The following is a 21,155-nucleotide window of genomic DNA, read 5'->3' as shown; positions in this document are numbered from 1 at the left end:
AGCGTTAGATAAAAGATGAGGAAAAGGTTATTGGCTTTTTTGATGGTCTTATGCCTGTGTCAGATGCCGCAGATGGTGTGGGCCGCAGAAGTGACAGAGAAAATGCCGCAGGGCACAGAAGCAGAGAAATTAACAGAGGCGGAAACGGTGCCGGAGTCTGAAAAACAGACGGAGACTGAAAAGAATCAGAGTGAATCTGATCAGACAGAATCCGAGCAGGCAGCTGTCAAATTTCAGATTGATGATACGCATATTTATGAGGGGATGGAAAAAGCCTATAAAGATGGATATGAACCAACAGTGGCCGATGACAAGGTACAGATGGTGCTGCCTCTTGTGGCGGAGGATATGAAAGCGGTCTCTTCTGTCACAGTGACACCGAATCTGGGTGATACCGGTACGGCGCCTTTTGTCTACAAAAATTACCAGAAAACATTTAAGGCAACGGAGGAGAAGGTGAATGGAACAAAGGATAAGAAGCAGGTTTTTCTTGTCAGTTATACATTTCCGTTGAAATCTGATCGGAAGAATGGGACTTATCCGGTTGTTTTTGATGTATCAGCGAAGGCCGATGGTCAGGAAATCCAGCAAAGCTTTACCCTTTATGTGACCATTAAGGATGAGAAGAAAAAGGATTCTGTGAAAAAGGACAGCAAATCGGATGTATCTGTGAGCAATGATGGGAAGAACAGTTCTGATGAGTCAGAAAAGCCCACATCCGAACCGAAGCTGATTATTACAAAATGCCAGTCTGATCCTGAGCGTCTGGAGGCGGGCAAAGATTTTACACTGAATGTGGAAATCAAGAATACAAGCAAGATTAAATACGTCCAGAACATGACCATTGATGTGACCTGTGCAGAGACGAATCTGACATTAAAGGCAGACAGCAATACATTTTTCTTTGATCGTCTCGGAAGTAATGAGACATTAAAACTGCCTCTGACATTTTCCGCGTCAGCGGGGATACAGGAAGGGCGTTATGATATCCAGCTGAGTATGTCCTATGACAATCCGGATGCATCTTCACTTTCTTCATCGGGAACGATTTCAGTGGATATACATCAGCCGCTTAGAGTGGAACTGGAAGCGGATGAGCTGCCGGATAGCATCAATGCCGGTGATACTATGAACATCAATGTGCAGGCACTGAATCTGGGCAAAGGGGCCATTTACAATGCCCGCTGCGTGGTGGATGCGCCGGGATTGTCAACGGGCACCAGTGCCTATATCGGCAGTGTGGAAGCCGGCAGTGCAGCAAATGGTACTTTGAAAATATTTGCTGGCATGAAGGAGTCATCAGCAGATGGTGAGATGTACGGGGAGACTTCCGGCAAACTTATTCTTTCTTATGAAGATGAGGATGGTCAGACTTACACGGCGGAGAAAGAAATCAGCACAGTGATCAATCCGCTGGATCTCAGTACGGACAGCAGCCAGACAGAGGAGAAAAAGCAAGGCGTTAGTCTGCAGTGGTATATCGGTGTCATTGCCGCTGTTGTTATTCTCGGCACGGCAGGAGTGATTATTTACAGAAGAAAGGCAAAACAGCATGAGCAGGAATAAGAAAGGCCGATGGTGGTATCTTGCTTTCAAAACTTTGAGTCTGAGAGAAATTCTACTGCCGGTCATTGGTTTTGCGATTTCCTTTGTATGGATCTGGAATGCCGCAGGGCAGTATCTGAATCTGTTTAAAGAACTTCAAAAACCTGTTGTTATTCAGGCAGAAATGTCTCAGAATCTATCTTCAGATATGCGGACATCTATCCTGTCCATGCAGGGGGTGGAGGCTTTGACACCTTATTCAGAGCAGACAGCAGTGATGCAGTGGGAAGATTACAGCGGTGAAGTCAGCGTTTATTATGTGGAAAGTGATTATATGAAATGGCTGTCCGGTCAGGCCGTGACAGCGGGAGTACCTTTTTCAGGGGGCATGCCCTATGGTATTGTATCCGAGAAAGCCCTTGAAAACCTGAAAAAGAAAACAGAAGGGCAATCCCGTATCACATCCATGCAGTCGGAAAGTGAGTCGGCAGCAGATGAAAACAGGGTGACAGACAGAAGCAGTCAGAAAGATAAGAAAAAGCAGGGGCTGGCACTGGAAAAGGCAGATTTACTGAAGGACTTTACCCTGGATGACAGTCAGTCTGTGCGCTTATACGGCATTGATCAGAACGAACAGCTGCCGGGAATTTATCTGTCAGATCAGTGGGCAGATACCTCGGATGAGATGGGCTTTACCGTGAGCGGCGGAGGAATGTCAGCGGATCCGGAGGGGAGTGATATGCCGGCTGATCCTAGAGACTTAGATATGTCTGCTGAAAGTGCCGGAAAGGACAGTATGAATTCGAAAAAATCTGCAAGCACTTCCAATAATTCAAACAGCAGCAAAATAACGGAGCGCACAGGAACAGATCGGTCTGACAGCACTGCAGTTGATGAGGGGCAGCAGGTGTCTGTGAAGCTGATGATCGCTGTGAAGAATGGTTTTAATGTATCCCCGGTGATAAAGGAACTGGAACAATTTCAGATCAGTGCCCAAAGTGATGTGACAGATGTTATCAGGCAGACAAACGAGAAAAATATTTCCCGTCTGGAGACAGGTGCTATGATCCTTATCTGTGCCATCTTTATGATGCAAATGAGTGAACGTGTCTGGAAAATTCTGCATGTCAGGTGGCTGGAGGATATCCGGCGATTTGGTGCAGAAAAGAAGAGTGATCGAAAACTCCTGCACAGGCGCCGGCTGATGATTGTCGGTCTGGGATTGATCGGAAGTTTTGCATGGCAATGGATCTCGATGTTGTATGGATGGCTGTAAAGGGCTGTCAATAAAATCATGTAGATGCAGGCGGCGGGTTGGCAATTGTAAAAATTCATATTTCAGAGTTAAAAACTTCTATGGACGAGATCACTTTAGCGGTGTGACATTCTGTAGGAGTTTTTTTGATGGAGCGGATCTTTTGACTTTAAGCGAAAAAAAGGATGTGTTTATTCTGGTTTCTTACGTTTTTTGAGACGGAAAATGTCGATTGAATAGGAAATTTGGTTTTATAAAAACTTAAGAAAAAAGGGTGTCGAAAGTACTTGGCGATTCGGGGAAAGTAGAGTATAATAGCGTCAATATTTCACTTCTGATAAAGCTGTCTGACGATTCTTGTCCAGACAGAGAAATCCATTATACGAAAGATAAATTGAATAGAGAGAGCATTGAGAAGATATTGGTTTTAATCAGGTCATGATAAGTTCAAGGATGGTGGTGACAATTGCCGGAACAGTTCGTGGGTATTCATAATGGCTATGAGGTGAAGAATATTCTTGGCATAGGCGGATTAGGTCAGGTGTATCTTGTCAGATGTCTTGAAGACAACCGATTCTATGCATTGAAAGTTTCTGGTGCAGATGAGTTGTCGGCTGCGATACTGCATAGGGAAGCGCAGCTGCTGTCGGTGGTGGAACATCCTGCATTTCCTGATGTCAGGGAGATATGGGAAGAGGATGAGCATGTTTATCTGGTGATGACTTATATTGAAGGCCAGACATTGGCTGAGATCATAGAAGAGCAGCTGCATCCCACGGGGAGAGGATTTGAAGCTGATGATGTATTGCCATGGATGATACAATTGGCAGAGTGTCTTGAATATCTGGCTGCACAGCGAATCGTTTACAGGGATCTGAAACTGTCGAATGTGATGATTGATGAGAATGGGAAGGTGTATCTGGTTGATTTCGGATCGGCCTGTTATCTTGGGGAAGATATTACTGTAAAGGGAATGGGAACACCGGGATTCGCTCCGCCGGAACAGTATAGCCACAGCTGCGGGCCGGGTCCCTGGACAGATATTTACAGCTTTGGGGCACTGCTTCATTTCCTTTTAACAGGGGATGATCCTTCAGAGAATTTATTCCATTTTAGGAAATTAAGCAGCTCTGACTGGTGGGATGAGAAATCTCAGAGGAGAAGGATGTGCTGTCGGAAGATGCAGATCAGGCGGCTGAATCGATTGATCGAAAGGTGTACACAGTCGGATCCGAAGAAACGGAGTGATTGGGAGGAGGTCAGGAAGGTACTTTGCTTTTCAGGCAGTGAAGAGATCAGCACATCTTTCCGGAGGATCAGGAGATTGGCATTGGGAGGAATGACCGTTTTCTTTCTGGTGTATGGGGTGATGACAGTCTTTTACAGCAGGTTGGATGCTGCCGCTTATGAAAGACATTTGAGCATGGCAGAGACCGGAGAGCAGGAGGAGGCGGATCGGGTGCTTTTGGAGGCAATCGAACAGGCACCGGAGAATCCGAAAGCCTATCTGTTATTGTATGATTCCTTTATGCAGGATGGGATTTTATCTGCGGAGGAATGGCAGAAGGTACAGCATTTGTTATTAGAGAACAGGAATTGTAAATCCGGGCGTCATGCGGCGGAGTGGATCGTATTGGATTATAAGATAGCAATGGCACTGTATTTGCAGTCTGAAGGTGCGGTTTCTCAGCAGCAGGCAGCAGACTGGTTTCAGGCAGTGGCGGATTCGGATATGAAGAACCTGGATCTGAGGGAATTTGACCATCGGAAGTTTGTCTGGCAGAAGAGAGCTGAGATTCTGGGTGAGTGGTGTCGGACATCAGATCAGAGTAGTTTTCGACGGCAGGAGACAGAAGAGGAAAAGAGAAGGTTCTGGCAGCAGGCGGCCCTTTTGCTGGAAGATGATTTCTATCCGGGAGAGGTGCGGTGGGAGTTGGAACTATATGACAGAATACTGAGCCGGGTGATGGAGGAAGTATCCGTTGGGACGATGCTGCAGATTATCTCCGGGGCAGATTTTGATGCTATTTTAGACAGAATAAATCTTGGTTTAGCTAAGACGAATAATATTGAGAAGGCAGAAGCAATGAAGCAGCAGATTCTGGATAAGGTATATATTATTAAAAAAAGATTGATGATAGGGGAAGCAGCAGATTGAGCAGAGGATGTAATGGGGGAGAGGTAAATGAGACGCAAACTGATTGGGTTACTGGGGCTGGTGATGGCGGCAGGGATATTGATGGGGATGTCCAAAGACGATGCACCGGTTTTATACGTGAGTGAGGAATCTGTACCGGAGAGCGGAAAGGGAATATATAATGAGCAGGAACAGGTTTCTTTTGTTCTGAGGGCTGAGAAATCAGGTGATTCAGATATTGTATCTATTTCATGTATTGCGGAAGATTATCTGGGGCATCAGAGAAAGGAAAGCTGGCCTGCCGAAGCTGGTCATACAATGATATATCATCCTGATCTGTCGGAATTTGCTGATGGAGAGATTCACTTTTCTTTTTGGGCCCAGGATCAGGCAGGACATACCGGTCTGCACAAGACCGCCTCATTGAGAAAGGACGGAACACGCCCAATAATCACGGGAAGGCTGGAAACAAGCGGACGACGAAACGACGATTATTATTCCGGGGATTGTCAGATTTATCTGTATGTGCAGGATGATAATTTAGATGATTCCTGGCGGCCGGTGGTTGAATCTGAGGATCCGGATGGGTATTCATTTTCAGGATGGCGAAGACATGGCAATACAGCAGAGGGGGTTATCAGCTGCTCTGGTGAAGGAATGTATCAGATCACTTTTTCATGTACGGATCTTGCGGGCAATCAGGCAGAGACGCTGGTAGTTCCGCCATTTATCATTGATAAGACAGCACCGGTTATTGCGGTTATGTATGATAATCAGGAAGTACGGAATCAAAAGTACTATCGTGAACCAAGGCGAGCAGTTATTACAATCAGGGAGAAATGGTTTCGGCCGGATGACGGCAAAGTGACGGCAGTTTTTGGCGGCGGTGAATCATTGGAAGTAGATTTGGAATGGAGGAAGACAAAGGAGGGCTACCAGTCAGAAGTTCTTTTTGAAAAGGAGGGTATCAACGCATTGAATGTAGCCTGGAAAGATCAGGCGGGCAATGAAGCGAAAGCTTACCATTCCGGCGCATTTGTGATCGACCGGACGGCACCGAAACTGAAGATAACAAATTTGGAGAATCATTCATCAAACAATGGCAAGGTGGAACCTGTTCTGCAAATCATTGATACCAATATGAATGAGGGAGAGATCAAGGTTTCTCTGAAGGAATTGGAAGGAAAGAAAGTGAAGCTCCCGGACGTCCATGAGCAGAAGATATCTGATCAGGAGATAAAGATAGCGATGGATAATTTCAGTGAGAAGATGGATGGTATTTATCAATTATCTGTGTCTGCAGTTGATTTAGCATGCAATCAGTCAGAGAAAAGCATATATTTTAATGTTAATCGGGGTGGTTCTGATTACACGTTCGATCGTGAGACAGAGGCGATGCTTCAGAAAATATTTATTCGGGATTCCGATAAAGTTGTGATCTGCGAGAAGAATGTGGACTGGCTGTCAGAGTCCAGTGTGATTATCAGCTGCAGCGGCACTTTGCGGGAACTGGAGAAAGGAAAAGATTATACTGTTCAGGCAAAGGGAAGTGAGACAGAGAAGAAGGAATATACTTATACGATAGATAAGAGCTGTTTTCAGAATGAAGGCACTTATGTCATTTATGTGGATTCGAAAGATAAAGCAGGCAATCATTCTTCTATAGAGCAAAAGGGTGTAAAAGCCGGGTTTATTTTAGATCGTACGGCACCGAAGATCCGGATCATTAATCTTGAAGACCAGCAGTATTATCATGGAGAGAATCATAATTTTCAGGCAGCAGTCAGTGATAATACGGAGCTGTTGAAGGTACAGTATTATCTTGATGGGAAGCTTGAGGAAGAGTTCTCAGAGAAGGAAATAGAGGAAATGGAGGGGCTGATCGAACTTCAGATGAAAGCATCGGATGAATATCAGGCAATCCGGATCATTGCAGAGGACAGGGCAGGGAATGTCGCAGATTCGGGCAAGCGGCATGTACTTGTGAATTTGTCTGATAGAACGAAGAAACAGAACAGTGCTTCTGATAATGAGGAGATTCTGCATCCGGGTAGCACAGCGATAGAGTCGAAGAATCAAAACAGTAGGAAAGTATCTCTTTTAATTGCCGGGGCTGTCTGCATTTTATTTATGGGAAGCAGTATAGGATATTGGTATTATCAGAAAAAGAATGTCAGTATCAGGCGATTGCCTGGTACTGACGATAAAAGATAAATGCGGACAATGCGGCTGTGATAACCTCTGTGATCCAGAATGCATGCCATACACCGCCAACACCGATGAAATGACTGAGAATGAAAGCCAGCGGAAGAATCAGGACAATATATCTCAGGCAGGAGATAAGCAGGGATTCCATACCTTTTCCCATAGCTTCCAAAGCACCGGCAGTGACAACAGAGATACCTGAGATGGCAAAACCGATGCAGATGATGCGAAGTGCCTGTCGGCCGGCAGTAATTGTAGCGGCATTGTTACTGAATAGATGGATCAGCTGATCTGGAACGACCAGACACAACACAGTGCCGGCAAGCAGAATAAGCACAATAATACTTAAAGAGGTCTGATAGATTTTTTTAACTCGGGATGATTCTCTTGCACCGTAGTTATAGCTCATAATTGGGCGCATTCCCTGGATTATACCATTGGCAGGAAGATACAGAAAACTCTGCAGTTTATAATAGATACCAAGAACAAGCACCTGTGTTTCGGAGAAAGTTCCGAGAAGAATATTCAACACGGAGATTAAGACGGAGGGCAGTGCCATATTCAGAGTCGCCGGAATACCGATGCCGTATAATCGTCTGCATATATTTTGAGTTGGCTTGAAGTACTGTGGTTTAAACTGAAGATTTAATGGCCGTATTCGGCTGGTCAGCAAGTAGATGCATAAACCGGTTGTCTGCCCGATACCGGTGGCCAGTGCGGCACCGCGGATGCCCATTTCGGGAAAAGGACCGATACCGAAGATCAGCAGCGGATCGAGAATGATATTGACCATACAGCTGCTTCCAAGGCTGATCATGGATGTTTTCATATGGCCCACGGACTGAAAGATCTTTTCAAAGGATAATTCTGTTGTGTGGATCATAGAAAAGCACAGAACGATAATACCGTACTGCATGCCATAAACAATAACGGTTTCATTGGAAGTAAACATATTCAGGAATGGCCGCATAAAGAGAATACCGAAGATCATGAACAGCAGTCCATGAAAGATATTCAGGAGGATGCCCTGGGAGGCGGCAGATGATGCAGACTCACCCTTTTGGCTTCCGAGAAAGATGGCAATGACGGCATTGGTACCGACACCGAAACCAACGGCTATAGAATGCAGAAGGTTCTGAACAGGGTAGACAAGAGAGATAGCCATCATTGCATCTTCACTCATTCTGGCAACAAAGATGCCGTCAACAATATTATAGAGAGAATTGATGAGCATGGAAAGCATCATGGGAATCCCCATACTCAGCAGTAGTGACAGAACAGGTTTTTCTTTCATATAAGAAGTATCCGCTGCAGACATATTGAATTCCTTTCTGAGTGTGGTGTACAGCAGTGAATGAAACAGTGGAAAACTGCTTTAAAAATAACTGCTGTGGTTGATAAGTGGAATAAAAAAAGGACTAAAGACCACCAGTTTGTAAATCAGAAACTTGGAAAATCTATAGTCCTATATGACAATGTGTTCGATTTTAGATGTTCGTTTTTATACGAGACTTGTAAAGTTATATCATTAAAAGATGGTGCTGTCAAGCTTTATCATAAAATTTATCGTAACTGTTCAGTGCTAGCCTTCCAAATGCTACGCATTTCGTTGGTGTCAAAATACAGATTTTTAAATATCCTTCATTTTTAGCCTGTAACGGATAAAAATAATGTGATAAACTATAAGAAACCTATTTATTCAGAAAGGCAGTGGTTTATTATAGATGAAAACATTGGTAATTGCTGAAAAGCCTTCCGTGGGACGGGATATTGCCGGAGTCCTGCAATGTACAAGAAGCAATCAGGGAGCGCTTGAGGGTGAGAATTATATTGTGACCTGGGCTCTGGGACATCTTGTAACTTTAGCAGACCCGGAAGGATATGATCCGAAGTACAAGGCATGGAATGCAGAAGATCTTCCGATGATGCCGCAGCATTTTAAGCTTGTAGTGATCAAGCAGACACACAGACAATTTCAGATTGTGAAGAATCATCTGCTTCGCAAAGATGTGGGAACAGTTGTTATTGCAACGGATGCCGGAAGAGAAGGAGAATTGGTCGCCAGGTGGATTTTGAAGATTGCCGGCAATAAGAAGCCGGTCAGGCGTCTCTGGATCTCATCTGTGACGGATAAGGCCATCAGAGAGGGCTTTAAGAATTTGAAGGATGGAAGAGCCTATCTCAATCTGTATGCGGCGGCAGAGGCCAGAGCGGAAGCGGACTGGCTGGTAGGAATGAATGGAACAAGGGCATTGACATGTCGTTATAATGCACAGTTATCCTGCGGACGTGTTCAGACACCGACATTGGCGTTGATTGCAGCCAGGGAACAGGAAATCAAGTCTTTTGTGCCGAAGAGGTTTTATACATTGACAACAGTGAGCCATGGCATGACATGGAACTGGCAGGAAGGGAAGAGCGGAAGTAATCGTTCTTTTGATAAAGAACGTATACAGTCTATTGCTGAGAAGGCAGAAAAGGATGAGATGCTGATCACAGATGTTCAGCGTTCAGTTAAAAAGAGTTATTCGCCGGGGCTGTATGATCTGACAGAGCTGCAGAGAGATGCGAATAAGCGTTTTGGATATTCGGCAAAAGAAACACTGAACATTATGCAGCGTTTGTATGAGAATCACAAGGTTCTGACTTATCCGAGAACAGATTCCCGATATATTGGCAGGGATGTGGCAGAAACTCTGAAAGAGAGACTGGAGGCATGTGCAGTCGGTCCGTATAGGAAACTGGCCGGGAAACTACTTCTGCAGCCGATCAGAACGAATAAGAGTTTTGTTGATGACAGCAAGGTTTCAGATCATCATGCGATTATCCCGACAGAGCAGTTTGTACAGTTGGATCATATGTCCTCAGAAGAGCGAAAGATTTATGATCTGGTGGTACGTCGTTTCCTGGCTGTGCTTTATCCGCCCTGTGAATATGAGCAGATCAAGCTGACAGGAAGCTGTGCAGGAGAGAAGTGGACGGCCGGCAGCAGGATGATGAAAGAAGCCGGATGGCAGCAGGTTTATGAATCAGAATGGGAAGAAGAGGAAGATAATCCTCTTATGACTGTGACGAGTATGCCTAAACTTGAAAAAGGACGGAAGGATGCAGTGATGCGCCCGAAAGTGAGTGAGGGCCAGACGAAACCGCCTGCTTACTACAACGAAGGAACACTTTTGACAGCGATGGAGAAAGGAAATCTCGGAACTGTTGCAACCAGGGCGGATATCATTGACAAACTGTTTAATAGTTTCCTGATGGAAAAGAAGGACAAAGATATCCGTGTCACATCCAAGGGACGTCAGCTTTTGGGACTTGTGCCGGAGGATTTAAAAAAACCGGAACTGACAGCAGACTGGGAGAAGAAGCTGTTGGCTATTTCTGAGGGACGCTTGAAGAAAGATAGCTTTATTTCTGAAATCCGTGGTTACACAGAAGAAATTGTCAGGGAGATTGCCGGTGGAGAGGGACAGTTCCGACATGAGAATCTGACGAATCATCTGTGCCCGAATTGCGGGAAACGGATGTTGTCTGTACAGGGTAAAAACAGTAAAATGCTTGTCTGCCAGGACAGAAGCTGCGGATACAGAGAAAGTGTTTCAAGAAAGACCAATGCCAGATGCCCGAAGTGCCATAAGAAAATGGAGATGTACGGCAAAGGGGATGCGCAAACCTTTGTGTGTTCCTGCGGCTATAAGGAGAAGCTTTCTGCATTTCAGAATCGTCGTAAGAAAGAGGGAGCCGGCGTCAGCAAGCGGGATGTTCAGCAGTATATGAGACGACAGCAAAAAGAGGCGAATGAGCCTATCAACAATGCATTTGCAGCAGCATTTGCAAAATTAAATCTGGATGCCGATAACGACAAATCCCAAAAGTAAACAGATACATCAAAATATTTTATAAAATGATATAGATAATTAATTTAAACGAAAGAGGGAAAAATATGAATTTTGTATTTGTATCACCACAGTTTCCGGCATCTTACTGGAATTTTTGCGATCGATTAAAACAGAGAGGCGTTACAGTTCTTGGACTCAGTGATGCACCTTATGATTCACTGTCAGAGCAGGTTAAGAACAGCCTGACAGAATATTATCGTGTGGACAATATGGAAGATTATGATCAGATGGTTCGTGCAATGGGGTATTTTACCCACAAGTATGGCAAGATCGATTGGCTTGAAAGCAACAATGAATACTGGTTGACACAAGATGCCAGACTGCGTACAGATTTCAATATTACAACGGGTATGAAGAGTGAGCAGGTTGCCAATGTCAGGAGAAAATCTGCCATGAAGGCATTTTATAAGAAAGCAGGTGTACCGACAGCAAGATATCACATGGTTTCTTCTCTGGAAGAGGGACTTGCATTTGCAGAAGAAGTCGGATATCCGGTATTTGTGAAACCGGATGGAGGTATGGGTGCAGAAGAGAGTTATAAGCTGTCAAATCCTGATGAAATGCGTTATTTCTATGAGACAAAATCGGATGTTGACTATATCATGGAAGAATTCATCACAGGAGATATCTGGTCTTATGACGGCATCTCAGACAGTCATGGTGATATTATATTTGAGACAACGGTATCCTGGCCAAGAAGTGTGGCAGATATCGTGAATAATAAGGATCATTTATCTTATTACACGGCCAATATACTGCCTGAAGATCTGAGAAGAGCCGGAAGGGCGACCGTGAAGGCTTTTGATGTTAGAAGCCGTTTCTTCCATTTAGAATTTTTCAGACTTCTTGATGATAAAGAAGGACTGGGCAAAAAGGGAGATATTGTTGCACTTGAAGTGAATATGCGTCCGGCAGGCGGATGGACACCGGATATGTACAATTATGCCAACAGCGTGGATGTGTACAGCATCTGGGCAGATATGGTTGTTTATGATAAGACTTATGTTGATCTGAATCAGAGAAAATATTTTGCAGTTTATGCAGGCCGAAGAAATGGCAAGAATTATATCCATACACCGGAAGAAATTCGTGAACGATATCGTGATCAGATTGTGATGGATGAGGATATTCCGGAGATTATTTCAGGTGCGATGGGAGACCATATGTGGACAGCAAGACTGGATACAGAAGAGCAGAAGGATGAATTTATTGATTTTGTGCAGGCAACATGGCAGTAGAAGGGAAGGATGCATATGCCTTTTATACGGACAACGACGAATGTGAACCTGGATGAAGCACAGGAGAAAAGACTCAGAGAAGGAACTGCAGAACTTATAAAAGATATTCTTGGCAAAGACCCGATAAGAATGATGACGGCTTATGAGGGCGGTGTTCATCTTAGCAGGGGAACAGGTGAGATTCATCATGTACCCACGGCCTTTGTGGAATGCAAGTTTTTCGGAGGCGGCGGTTACGAAGTATTTGAGAAGTTTGATCAGGCAATGCATGAACTGTACCGGAAGACGTTGTCAATTGAACCAGTGAATCTGTACATCAAATACGAAGTGATTAATGGCTGGGATAAGCCGGCACAGATATTTAAGATTTAACATACAAAAGACTATTCACAGAAGAGACGCAGACGGTATCGAAACATATGAGGATACCGGGCATATTGTGAATAGTCTTTTAATTTTCATATTGGAACGGCTGCAGTTTGAAACTGTTGCAGCAAATTACAAATTTGCCTGTGCATTCTATGCTGACATTGCCTGTGATATTATTTGGTCACAAGGGCGTCTGTTCCAAGCTTCTCTTTGAGATAACGATAATAGTCGGAGGTAAGGATTTTGCCGGCGGCAGTCCATTTGGCATCAACAACATTCTGCATTGTACTCAAATAATTGGCCGGGAGAGAAGCATTGGTCAGTGCTTTTGTCTCGCCGGTGACAGTATCACGACATTCACCATTTTATCTGATGGGGTACTGATTTCAGGCATTGTATACGCAACAAAGTCTGATTGCGGCACAAGGGATGGAAAAAGGGCATATTTGAAATCTGAAAAAGCAGTCAGATCAAAGCCAAGTTTTCTTAAAGACAAATCTTTTACCCATTGATTGCTGTAAAGACTCTGAGGCGAATAGCTGTCATCGTTGGCTTTATTGACACTTACTGTAAAGAGAAGCATCAGGAGAATTATTGCTGTTGCCCATTTCATAGTCATTGCCGGACGAAGATAACGAAACTTCGGATTGCGAATACAGAATATCAGAAAAATGATCAGGGGTATTGCAAATAAAATAATAGCCCAGATATTTTTATGTATAGCACTAAAGACCAGATCATTGAACTGTGTCAAGGCGTTGGCCCCTTCAGAACCGCCGATGATTAATGAAAATGAAAAAGCAGTTTTAAAAACCTGCCAGAAGATCAGATAAACCATAAGTAGCAGAAAACGGACACTAAGGATAACCCATGATAGAATCATATTCATTTTTGGGCGGCATCCTGTTGTGATGAGTCCTGCAACAGCCCCCATAAAGACAGCCATCAGCAGTGGGTACAGCAGACCGTGCCAGTCTTTGAAGAGAATGAGATGAAGCATCAATTCCCAATAGGCAAAGGTAATGACGAAGAACAGTACACGCAGCAATGCTTTTTGACGATGGAGGCGATGCAGCCATCGGTGGAATTGTGCGGAATTGATCAAATGAGCGGGTGTGTGTTGGTGAGACATAGTGTAATCTATCCTTGAATCTTAATAATTATTTATATCGTTGCATAAATATTACATTATATATATATTATATGAGCTTATTCTACACCATTGTTCTAATGAATTAAAGAATAAATTCTATTTTTTGTCGATATTTTGTCAGGTTTGTATTATACTGTTACATGAATATTATAGAAAAGAGTGATGCAATGCTTGACATTAATGTGAAGGATGTAAGTCTGGTCCTTGAAGGAGGAACATTCAGAACGGTGTTTACAATGGGGATTTTAGATGCATTTCTGGATGCAGGAATTATGATGCCTCATATCAGTGGGGTGTCTGCAGGTATTACCTATGCCGGTTCGTACATTTCTCAGCAGAAAGGAAGAAATATTCAGATTTTGAAAAAGTACCGCCATGATAAACGATATATGGGCATGAGAAATTTCTTAACAGACAGGAGTATATTTGGGCTGAAATTTGCCTATGACACGCTGGTGAATGAGCTGGAACCTATGGATTGGGAGACATTCAGAGCGTATAAAGGGACAATGGCTGTCGGTGTGACGAATGCCCGGGCAGGACAGATCAATTATATGGATGGTATGAAGATGGACAAGAGCTGCAGGATGCTCCAGGCAACTTGTGCCATTCCGATGCTTTTTCCGGCAATAGAGATAGATGGACAGTATTATTATGATGGCGGTGTATGCGAGCCGATTACGATTCACAAGGCGGAAGCAGATGGATATCACAAACATATCATTATTTTAACCAGAGAGAAAACTTACATCAAAGAAAAAGATAAATCCAATGAATTGGCAGCAAAGATATTGAAAAGACGATTCCCGAATATGGTGAAGCCCCTGCTTGAACGACATGATTACTATAATGCAGAAGTCGCTTACTGCAATGAACTGGAGGCAAAAGGACAGGCATTGCTGTTTCGGCCGGAATATCCTTTGGCCAGCATGGAAAAGGATATTGATAAATTGCAGGATGGCTATGATATGGGTTATCAACAAGCCATGCGGCGAATGGGTGAGATCAGGGCATTTTGCGGATTGACGGATTAAAAACAGCAGAATGATTCCGGTGGAATCAACAGTATAGATCAACAAGGATGAGAGGATGGATAAAGATGAGAATCGGATTGATTTCAGATTTACATGTTGACATCAATGAGGCATTCCCTATTCTGGAGCTGACGGCAGAGACGGCAGGAATGCAGTCAGTGGATGCTCTGGTCATTGCCGGTGATATCAGTGAGACACAGGATCAGACAATCAAAGCAGTGGAAAGACTGCAGTCACTGTGTCCGTTTCCGGTATATTATGTACCTGGAAATCATGATATGTGGAATAAGAATTGTCCGGAGCGCAGGACAGAGGAAATTGACCGAATTTACAGAGAAGATCCGCATTGTTTGTCAGGCAGGCATATCATATTGGAAAAAGATGGCAGGAAATTGGCGTTGATTGGCGACCTGGGATGGTATGACTATACGATGGCATCGCCGGAATATACAGAGGAACAGCTGGACGCCATGACAATGGATGGCAGAACATGGCAGGACAAATTATTTAATCAGTGGACAACAGATAATCGTAGTCAGACGAAGCGATGCCTGAGACAGTTAGAAGAACAGCTGGAAGCATGCGGTGATTTGCCGATTCTTGCTGTGACGCATATGCTGCCGGTTGAGGATTTTTGCGTGCCGGAGACACCGGGAGGTTTGAAATGGGGATTTTTTAATGCATTTTTGGGCAGTACAGCCATAGAAGCACTTTATAAAAAATACCCTGTACGATATGCGGTATGCGGTCATGTTCACTATCGCAGTCATGTTCAAAGAGATGGCATCACTCATATCTGCCCATGTCTGGGGTATCACACGGAATGGCCGTTGTATCAGCTTGGAGATAACAGTGCGGCTGTACATATCAAAGATGCATTGTATATTCTGGAGACGGAGTAATCCTTCAATTGCAGGAAAATGCAAGCAGCATACAAGAAAGAGGGGGCAAAGTTTTGCAGAATATTGACAGAAGAGAAATTTTACGGCAGGTAGATCATACACTTTTAGCACCAACAGCAACCTGGGAGGAACTACAGGTACTTTGTGATGAAGCCCTTCAATACGAAACGGCTTCAGTCTGTGTACCGCCAAACAGAGTCAAACAGGTCAAAGATTATCTTTGCGGACGGATGCCGGTATGTACAGTTGTAGGCTTTCCAAACGGTTACCATACGACAGCAGTGAAAGCGTTGGAGACGGAAGAAGTTTTAGATCGCGGCGCAGATGAAGTAGATATGGTGATTAATCTTGGGTGGGTTAAGGAAAAGAGATTTCATGATATTCAGACAGAAATCCATACCATGAAGGATATCTGTGATGATAAAATTCTGAAGGTCATTGTGGAAGCCTGCTATCTGACAGAAGAAGAAAAAATAAAAATGTGTGAAGTCGTGACAGAGGCCGGTGCTGACTTTATTAAGACATCCACAGGATTTGGCACCGGCGGTGCAACATTTGAGGATGTGGCACTTTTTGCGGCACATATCGGTGATCATGTCAAAATTAAGGCAGCAGGCGGTATCGGAAGCTTTGAGGATGCTCAGAGATTTCTGGAGCTTGGGGCTTCAAGACTCGGAACAAGCCGTTTAGTTAAGATTATGGAAGCAGAAAAGCCAATTTTATAGAAGCAGAAAAGCTAATTTTATAGAGGCGAACAGCTAATCGTATAATTATAAAAAGAAACCGGACAGAATGGATCAAAAGCTATCTGTCCGGTTTTGCGGTATTTACTTCGCATTATGTATTATCTAAAGGAAAGCATTTGCCTATGCCCAGAAGGAAAATAAAGCTTAATCCAAGTAGGCTTTTAATAATTCCAAAGTATTTTTCACGCCTTCAATATGAGAACGTTCGTAGCCGTGTGAAGCATAGACACCGGCACCGATGAGAGCATGGCGGATATCATAACCGGCATCAAGAGCGGCATCTGCATCTGAACCATAATGAGGGTAGATATCAATGGCAAAATCAATACCCTGTTCTTCTGCAGCAGCAACCAGTGATGAAACAGTGGCATAGTGATAAGGCCCATGGCTGTCCTTGGCACAGATGGATACCTGGCGTTCTGTACAGTTGAGGCCTTCACCGACACATCCCATATCAACAGCCAGTACTTCACTGACAGGTGCAGGAAGATAAGAACAGCCGTGACCGACTTCTTCGAAGACGGAAATGTGCTGATAAATGCGGCGCTCAGGAACGATATCCTGTTCCTGAAGATAATTGGCATAGCCCATAAGGATGGCAACACTCAGTTTATCATCAAGAAAACGGCTCTTGATATAACCGGATTCAGTAATACGTGTTCGCGGATCAAAGCAGACAATATCGCCGGTGCGGATGCCAAGGGCGGCAACGCCTTCTTTGTTGTAGACATCTTCATCCAGAACGACTTCCATGGTATCGAAAGTCCTTTTCTTCTCGTTATAATCGCCGTTGACATGGATGGAAGCATCAATTAACTGAAAAGTACCATCATAAATTCTTCCGCCCCGGGTATAGATTCGGCAGTTTTCGCCTTCAGTATTATTGGGATTGAGACCGCCCAGCGGAGTTAGTTTCAAACGACCGTCATTTTTGACAGTGTGGACCATGGCGCCAAGTGTATCCATATGAGCTGTCAGCAGAATGGCATCATCTTCATTCTTGCCGCCGAGATCAATAAAGATTCCGCCTTTAGCAGTGCGGACAGGAGCGTAGCCCATTTTTTTGTAAACATTCATGACATGTTCAGCGGCATATTCAGTAAAACCTGTGGGACTGTCAATGGCCGTCAGATCTTTTAATTGCTCTAAGATAAAATCTATTTCGTTCATGTGAATCCTCCTGATGTTTTTCTTTTATTATAGCTAATTTCTCATAAAAAGAAAAGCAGTATACGTTTATGTATAAAGTGTGTTATAATAGGATATGTTTTGTAGGCTGGTACATGGGGATTTGGCAGATGTGCCGGTCAGAAGTATGACAAGAATTTTATAAAATGAAAGAAGATACGACTATGCATGTGAAAATTGGAAGAAATGATCCGTGTTGGTGCGGAAGTATGAAGAAGTACAAGAATTGCCATCAGAGTTTTGATGAGAAGATTGAAGAATTGAGATCTCAGGGCCATATCGTTCCGGATCATTCACTGATCAAGACGCCTGAACAGATTGCAGGTATCAGGGAGAGTGCGAAGATCAACATTGCTGTTTTAGATGAAGTCGCTTCAAAGATTAAAGAGGGGATGACGACAGAAGAGATTGATAAGATTGTTTATGATACAACAACGAAGATGGGAGGCATTCCTGCACCTTTAAACTATGAAGGTTTTCCGAAGAGTGTATGTACTTCTGTGAATGAGGAAGTCTGCCATGGTATTCCGTCTCCGAAAGTTGTACTTAAGGACGGCGACATCATTAATGTGGATGTCTCTACTATTTATAAGGGCTATTATTCTGATTCATCCAGAATGTTCTGTATCGGCAATGTTTCAGAAGAAAAGAGAAAACTGGTGCGGGTCGTTAAAGAGTGTGTTGAATTGGGCCTTGAACAGGTTAAGCCATGGGGATTTCTCGGTGATATGAGCCAGGCTGTTTATGATCATGCCACTGAGAATGGCTATCAGGTAGTAAGAAATATCGGCGGCCATGGTGTTGGCCTTGAGTTCCATGAAGATCCATGGGTAGGTTATATTTATAAGAAGGGCACACAGATGGTGATGGCACCGGGTATGATGTTTACCATTGAACCAATGGTGAACATGGGCACACATAAGATCAGTGTGGATAAGAAGAATGGCTGGACCGTTTATACCAATGATAAGAAACCTTCTGCGCAGTGGGAGATTCAGGTACTTGTCACAGAAGATGGTCATGAAGTTATCTCATATTAATCAATGATAGGAGTGAAGCAGAATGCTGTGGATATTGCTGGCTGTTGCCATTTGTGCAGTTGACCTTGGTATTAAGCACTATATTGACACTCACAAAGAGGAAAACTGCTATGAACCGGCAGTGGGCGGACGTATAATTATTACACGCTTCCACAATCCCGGAGCGATGCTTGGCTGGATGAAGAAGAAGCCGAAGATGCTGATGGGAATAACGCTGCTGGGGATTGGTGTGCTGGCAGGCGGTTTGATGGGGGCGCTGTACAAGAAGCGGTCGCCGTTGATTCAAATGGGACTGGCGCTTTTGTTGGGAGGCGCAGCCAGCAATGCTTATGATCGGATCATCAAAAAAGAAGTGACAGATTATTTCAGAATTTCGATAGGTTCTGAGCGGCTGGAGAAGATGATCTTTAATCTGGGGGATATGGCCATTTTCCTTGGCGGTATACTGACAGTGCTGGGAGAGATCCGGGAGACATTTTGAAGCAGGAAGCCTATTGGCTTTAGACAATGGGCAGTTTACTGATAACAAGGGAAGCTGTAATTCGTTTTTATAAAAAATACAAGGAAAAAGCACTTCTGACAGTGGGTAAAACTGTCGGAAGTGCTTTTTGAGTTACGCTGCACGAATAATCTTCTCCGGATTATTCAGCTTCTGAAGGTGCTTCGGCTTCAGACTTGGCTGCATCTTCATATTCAAGAGCGGCTGCAACAAAGCCTTTGAACAGAGGATGCGGCTTATTAGGACGTGATTTGAATTCAGGATGAGCCTGTGTAGCCACAAACCAAGGGTGATCCTTTAATTCGATCATTTCAACAATACGGCCGTCAGGAGAAATACCGCACAGCTGCATACCATTTTCAGTCAGTACATCACGGTATTCGTTGTTGACTTCATAACGGTGTCTGTGACGTTCCTCAATCACTTTTTCGCCATACAGCTCATAAGCTTTGGAATTCTCATCAAGGACACATTTGTAAGCACCGAGACGGAGTGTACCGCCAAGGTCAGTGACATTGTGCTGATCCGGCATGATGTGGATAACCGGATGTGTTGTATTTGGATTCAGTTCAGAACTGTGTGCATCTGCATAACCCAGTACATGGCGGGCAAATTCAACGATGGCCATCTGCATACCGAGGCAGAGTCCAAGGAACGGCACATTGTGTGTACGGGCATATTCAATGGCTGTAATCTTGCCTTCGATACCTCTGTCGCCGAAACCGCCAGGTACAAGGATACCATCGGCATCTTTCAGGATCTGGTCAACATTGAAGGAGCTTACAAGTTCAGAATCCACCCACTGGATCTCAACTTCTGCACCATTGGCGCATGCAGCATGTTTCAGAGATTCAACAACGCTGATATAGGCATCATGAAGCTGGACATATTTGCCAACAAGGGCGATGCGTACTTTCTTTGTTGGGTTCTTCCATGCATGAATCATAGCTTTCCAGTCGTCCAGATCGGGTTCAGGACAATCAATGCCGAGACGCTTGCAGACAACCTGTGCCAGTTTCTCTTTCTCAAGGGCAAGAGGTGCTTCGTAGAGTACATCAACATCCAGATTTTCAATAACATTATGCGTATCTACGTTGCAGAAAAGAGAAATTTTGTCCTTGATGCCGTCATCCAGAGGAAGTTCGGAACGGCATACAATGACATCCGGCTGAAGACCAAGTGCCTGCAGATCCTTAACAGTATTCTGGGTCGGTTTTGTTTTCATTTCGCCGGAAGATTTGATATAAGGAATCAATGTTACATGGATCAGCATACAGTTTTCACGGCCAATCTCATGCTGGAACTGACGGATAGATTCCAGGAATGGCTGACTTTCAATATCGCCTACAGTACCGCCGACTTCAATGATCGCAATTTCAGTTTCTCTTGAGGATGGATTTCTGTAGAAACGGCTCTTGATGGCATTGGTGATGTGAGGGATAACCTGAACAGTGCTGCCGCCGTAATCGCCGCGACGTTCACCGGAAAGAACATCCCAGTAAACTTTACCGCTGGTTACGTTGGAGCGGCTGTTGAGGGAACAGTCGATAAAACGTTCATAATGTCCGAGATCCAGGTCAGTCTCTGTACCATCATCTGTAACGAAAACTTCGCCGTGCTGATAAGGGTTCATTGTACCCGGGTCAATATTCAGGTATGGATCAAATTTCTGCATTGTAACGAAATAACCGCGGGATTTCAGAAGTCTTCCCAGAGAAGCCGCTGTGATACCCTTGCCTAAACCGGATACGACGCCGCCTGTGACAAATACATATTTTACTGCCATAATGAGCCTCCTTAGTATATGAAAAATAAAATATAAAGTTTACATTTGAAAAAAAGACAATCAATAACTAAGATATTATAGCGCACCTTTTCTTAAGAATCTACAAATTTTTGAAAAAAATTTAATTGGAAAAAACTGTAAAATTTTATTATAAAAAAG

General features: G+C 44.0%; 16 protein-coding genes. 12 read left to right on the top strand and 4 right to left on the bottom strand.

Going from position 1 to position 21,155, the window contains the following annotated elements; translation table 11 throughout:
- Positions 1–15: 15 nt before the first annotated feature.
- From HED67_RS15190 to HED67_RS15175, 4 genes are all read left to right on the top strand, one after another.
- Entirely contained in the window at positions 16–1,566 is a 1,551-nt protein-coding gene (locus tag HED67_RS15190) for a COG1361 S-layer family protein (protein ID WP_221718805.1), read from the top strand.
- Positions 1,553–2,821 (top strand): hypothetical protein, encoded by a 1,269-nt coding sequence (locus HED67_RS15185; protein ID WP_221718804.1) that lies wholly within the window; start codon positions 1,553–1,555, stop codon positions 2,819–2,821. The genes HED67_RS15190 and HED67_RS15185 overlap by 14 nt, the downstream gene beginning before the upstream one ends.
- A 445-nt stretch (positions 2,822–3,266) precedes the next feature.
- Positions 3,267–4,958: a serine/threonine protein kinase gene (locus HED67_RS15180; RefSeq protein WP_221718803.1), complete on the top strand. Its 1,692-nt coding sequence runs from the start codon at positions 3,267–3,269 to the stop codon at positions 4,956–4,958.
- 27 nt (positions 4,959–4,985) lie between these two features.
- Positions 4,986–7,151, top strand: a complete 2,166-nt coding sequence (locus HED67_RS15175; RefSeq protein ID WP_221718802.1) for an Ig-like domain-containing protein — start codon at positions 4,986–4,988, stop codon at positions 7,149–7,151.
- Here HED67_RS15175 and HED67_RS15170 read toward each other — a convergent pair.
- On the bottom strand, positions 7,117–8,436 hold the full coding sequence (locus tag HED67_RS15170; RefSeq protein WP_246612264.1) for an MATE family efflux transporter: 1,320 nt from the start codon (positions 8,434–8,436) through the stop codon (positions 7,117–7,119). The two genes, HED67_RS15175 and HED67_RS15170, sit on opposite strands and share 35 nt — an antisense overlap.
- A 430-nt stretch (positions 8,437–8,866) precedes the next feature.
- On the opposite strand from HED67_RS15170, the gene HED67_RS15165 reads away from it, so the two are divergent.
- The 3 genes from HED67_RS15165 to HED67_RS15155 all read left to right on the top strand — a co-directional run bounded on the left by HED67_RS15165 (position 8,867) and on the right by HED67_RS15155 (position 12,651).
- On the top strand, positions 8,867–11,020 hold the full coding sequence (locus tag HED67_RS15165; RefSeq protein ID WP_221718800.1) for a DNA topoisomerase III: 2,154 nt from the start codon (positions 8,867–8,869) through the stop codon (positions 11,018–11,020).
- A 65-nt stretch (positions 11,021–11,085) separates the two neighbouring features.
- The gene (locus HED67_RS15160; RefSeq protein ID WP_221718799.1) at positions 11,086–12,279 is read left to right on the top strand and encodes an ATP-grasp domain-containing protein; all 1,194 of its coding nucleotides are present in this window, start codon (positions 11,086–11,088) and stop codon (positions 12,277–12,279) included.
- 15 nt (positions 12,280–12,294) lie between these two features.
- The gene (locus tag HED67_RS15155) at positions 12,295–12,651 is read left to right on the top strand and encodes a tautomerase family protein (protein ID WP_221718798.1); all 357 of its coding nucleotides are present in this window, start codon (positions 12,295–12,297) and stop codon (positions 12,649–12,651) included.
- 316 nt (positions 12,652–12,967) lie between these two features.
- Here the strand turns inward: HED67_RS15155 and HED67_RS15150 are convergent, their stop codons facing one another.
- The gene (locus HED67_RS15150) at positions 12,968–13,780 is read right to left on the bottom strand and encodes a hypothetical protein (RefSeq protein ID WP_221718797.1); all 813 of its coding nucleotides are present in this window, start codon (positions 13,778–13,780) and stop codon (positions 12,968–12,970) included.
- Between the two features lie 188 nt (positions 13,781–13,968).
- On the opposite strand from HED67_RS15150, the gene HED67_RS15145 reads away from it, so the two are divergent.
- The 3 genes from HED67_RS15145 to deoC all read left to right on the top strand — a co-directional run bounded on the left by HED67_RS15145 (position 13,969) and on the right by deoC (position 16,462).
- Positions 13,969–14,835, top strand: coding sequence for a patatin-like phospholipase family protein (locus HED67_RS15145; RefSeq protein WP_178441450.1), 867 nt, complete (start codon positions 13,969–13,971; stop codon positions 14,833–14,835).
- Positions 14,836–14,900: 65 nt separating this feature from the next.
- Positions 14,901–15,737, top strand: a complete 837-nt coding sequence (locus HED67_RS15140) for a metallophosphoesterase (RefSeq protein ID WP_221718796.1) — start codon at positions 14,901–14,903, stop codon at positions 15,735–15,737.
- Between the two features lie 62 nt (positions 15,738–15,799).
- Complete coding sequence (deoC, locus tag HED67_RS15135; protein WP_221718822.1) at positions 15,800–16,462, top strand: deoxyribose-phosphate aldolase; 663 nt, start codon at positions 15,800–15,802, stop codon at positions 16,460–16,462.
- 165 nt (positions 16,463–16,627) lie between these two features.
- Here the strand turns inward: deoC and HED67_RS15130 are convergent, their stop codons facing one another.
- Positions 16,628–17,653: a M42 family metallopeptidase gene (locus HED67_RS15130; protein ID WP_178441452.1), complete on the bottom strand. Its 1,026-nt coding sequence runs from the start codon at positions 17,651–17,653 to the stop codon at positions 16,628–16,630.
- Positions 17,654–17,835: 182 nt separating this feature from the next.
- Here HED67_RS15130 and HED67_RS15125 point away from each other — a divergent pair, with 182 nt between their 5' ends.
- Positions 17,836–18,711 carry a methionyl aminopeptidase gene (locus HED67_RS15125; protein WP_178441453.1) on the top strand — a complete coding sequence of 292 codons (876 nt, stop codon included), beginning with the start codon at positions 17,836–17,838 and terminating at the stop codon, positions 18,709–18,711.
- Between the two features lie 22 nt (positions 18,712–18,733).
- Entirely contained in the window at positions 18,734–19,192 is a 459-nt protein-coding gene (locus HED67_RS15120) for a signal peptidase II (protein ID WP_221718795.1), read from the top strand.
- Between the two features lie 160 nt (positions 19,193–19,352).
- Here HED67_RS15120 and HED67_RS15115 read toward each other — a convergent pair whose 3' ends face one another.
- Positions 19,353–20,996 carry a CTP synthase gene (locus HED67_RS15115; protein ID WP_178441455.1) on the bottom strand — a complete coding sequence of 548 codons (1,644 nt, stop codon included), beginning with the start codon at positions 20,994–20,996 and terminating at the stop codon, positions 19,353–19,355.
- Between the last annotated feature and the right edge of the window lie 159 nt (positions 20,997–21,155).

It is taken from the genome of Pseudocoprococcus catus (assembly GCF_019734885.1).
GTDB classification, from domain to species: Bacteria; Bacillota; Clostridia; order Lachnospirales; family Lachnospiraceae; genus Coprococcus_A; species Coprococcus_A catus.
This window is presented reverse-complemented; position numbering and strand designations above follow the sequence as displayed.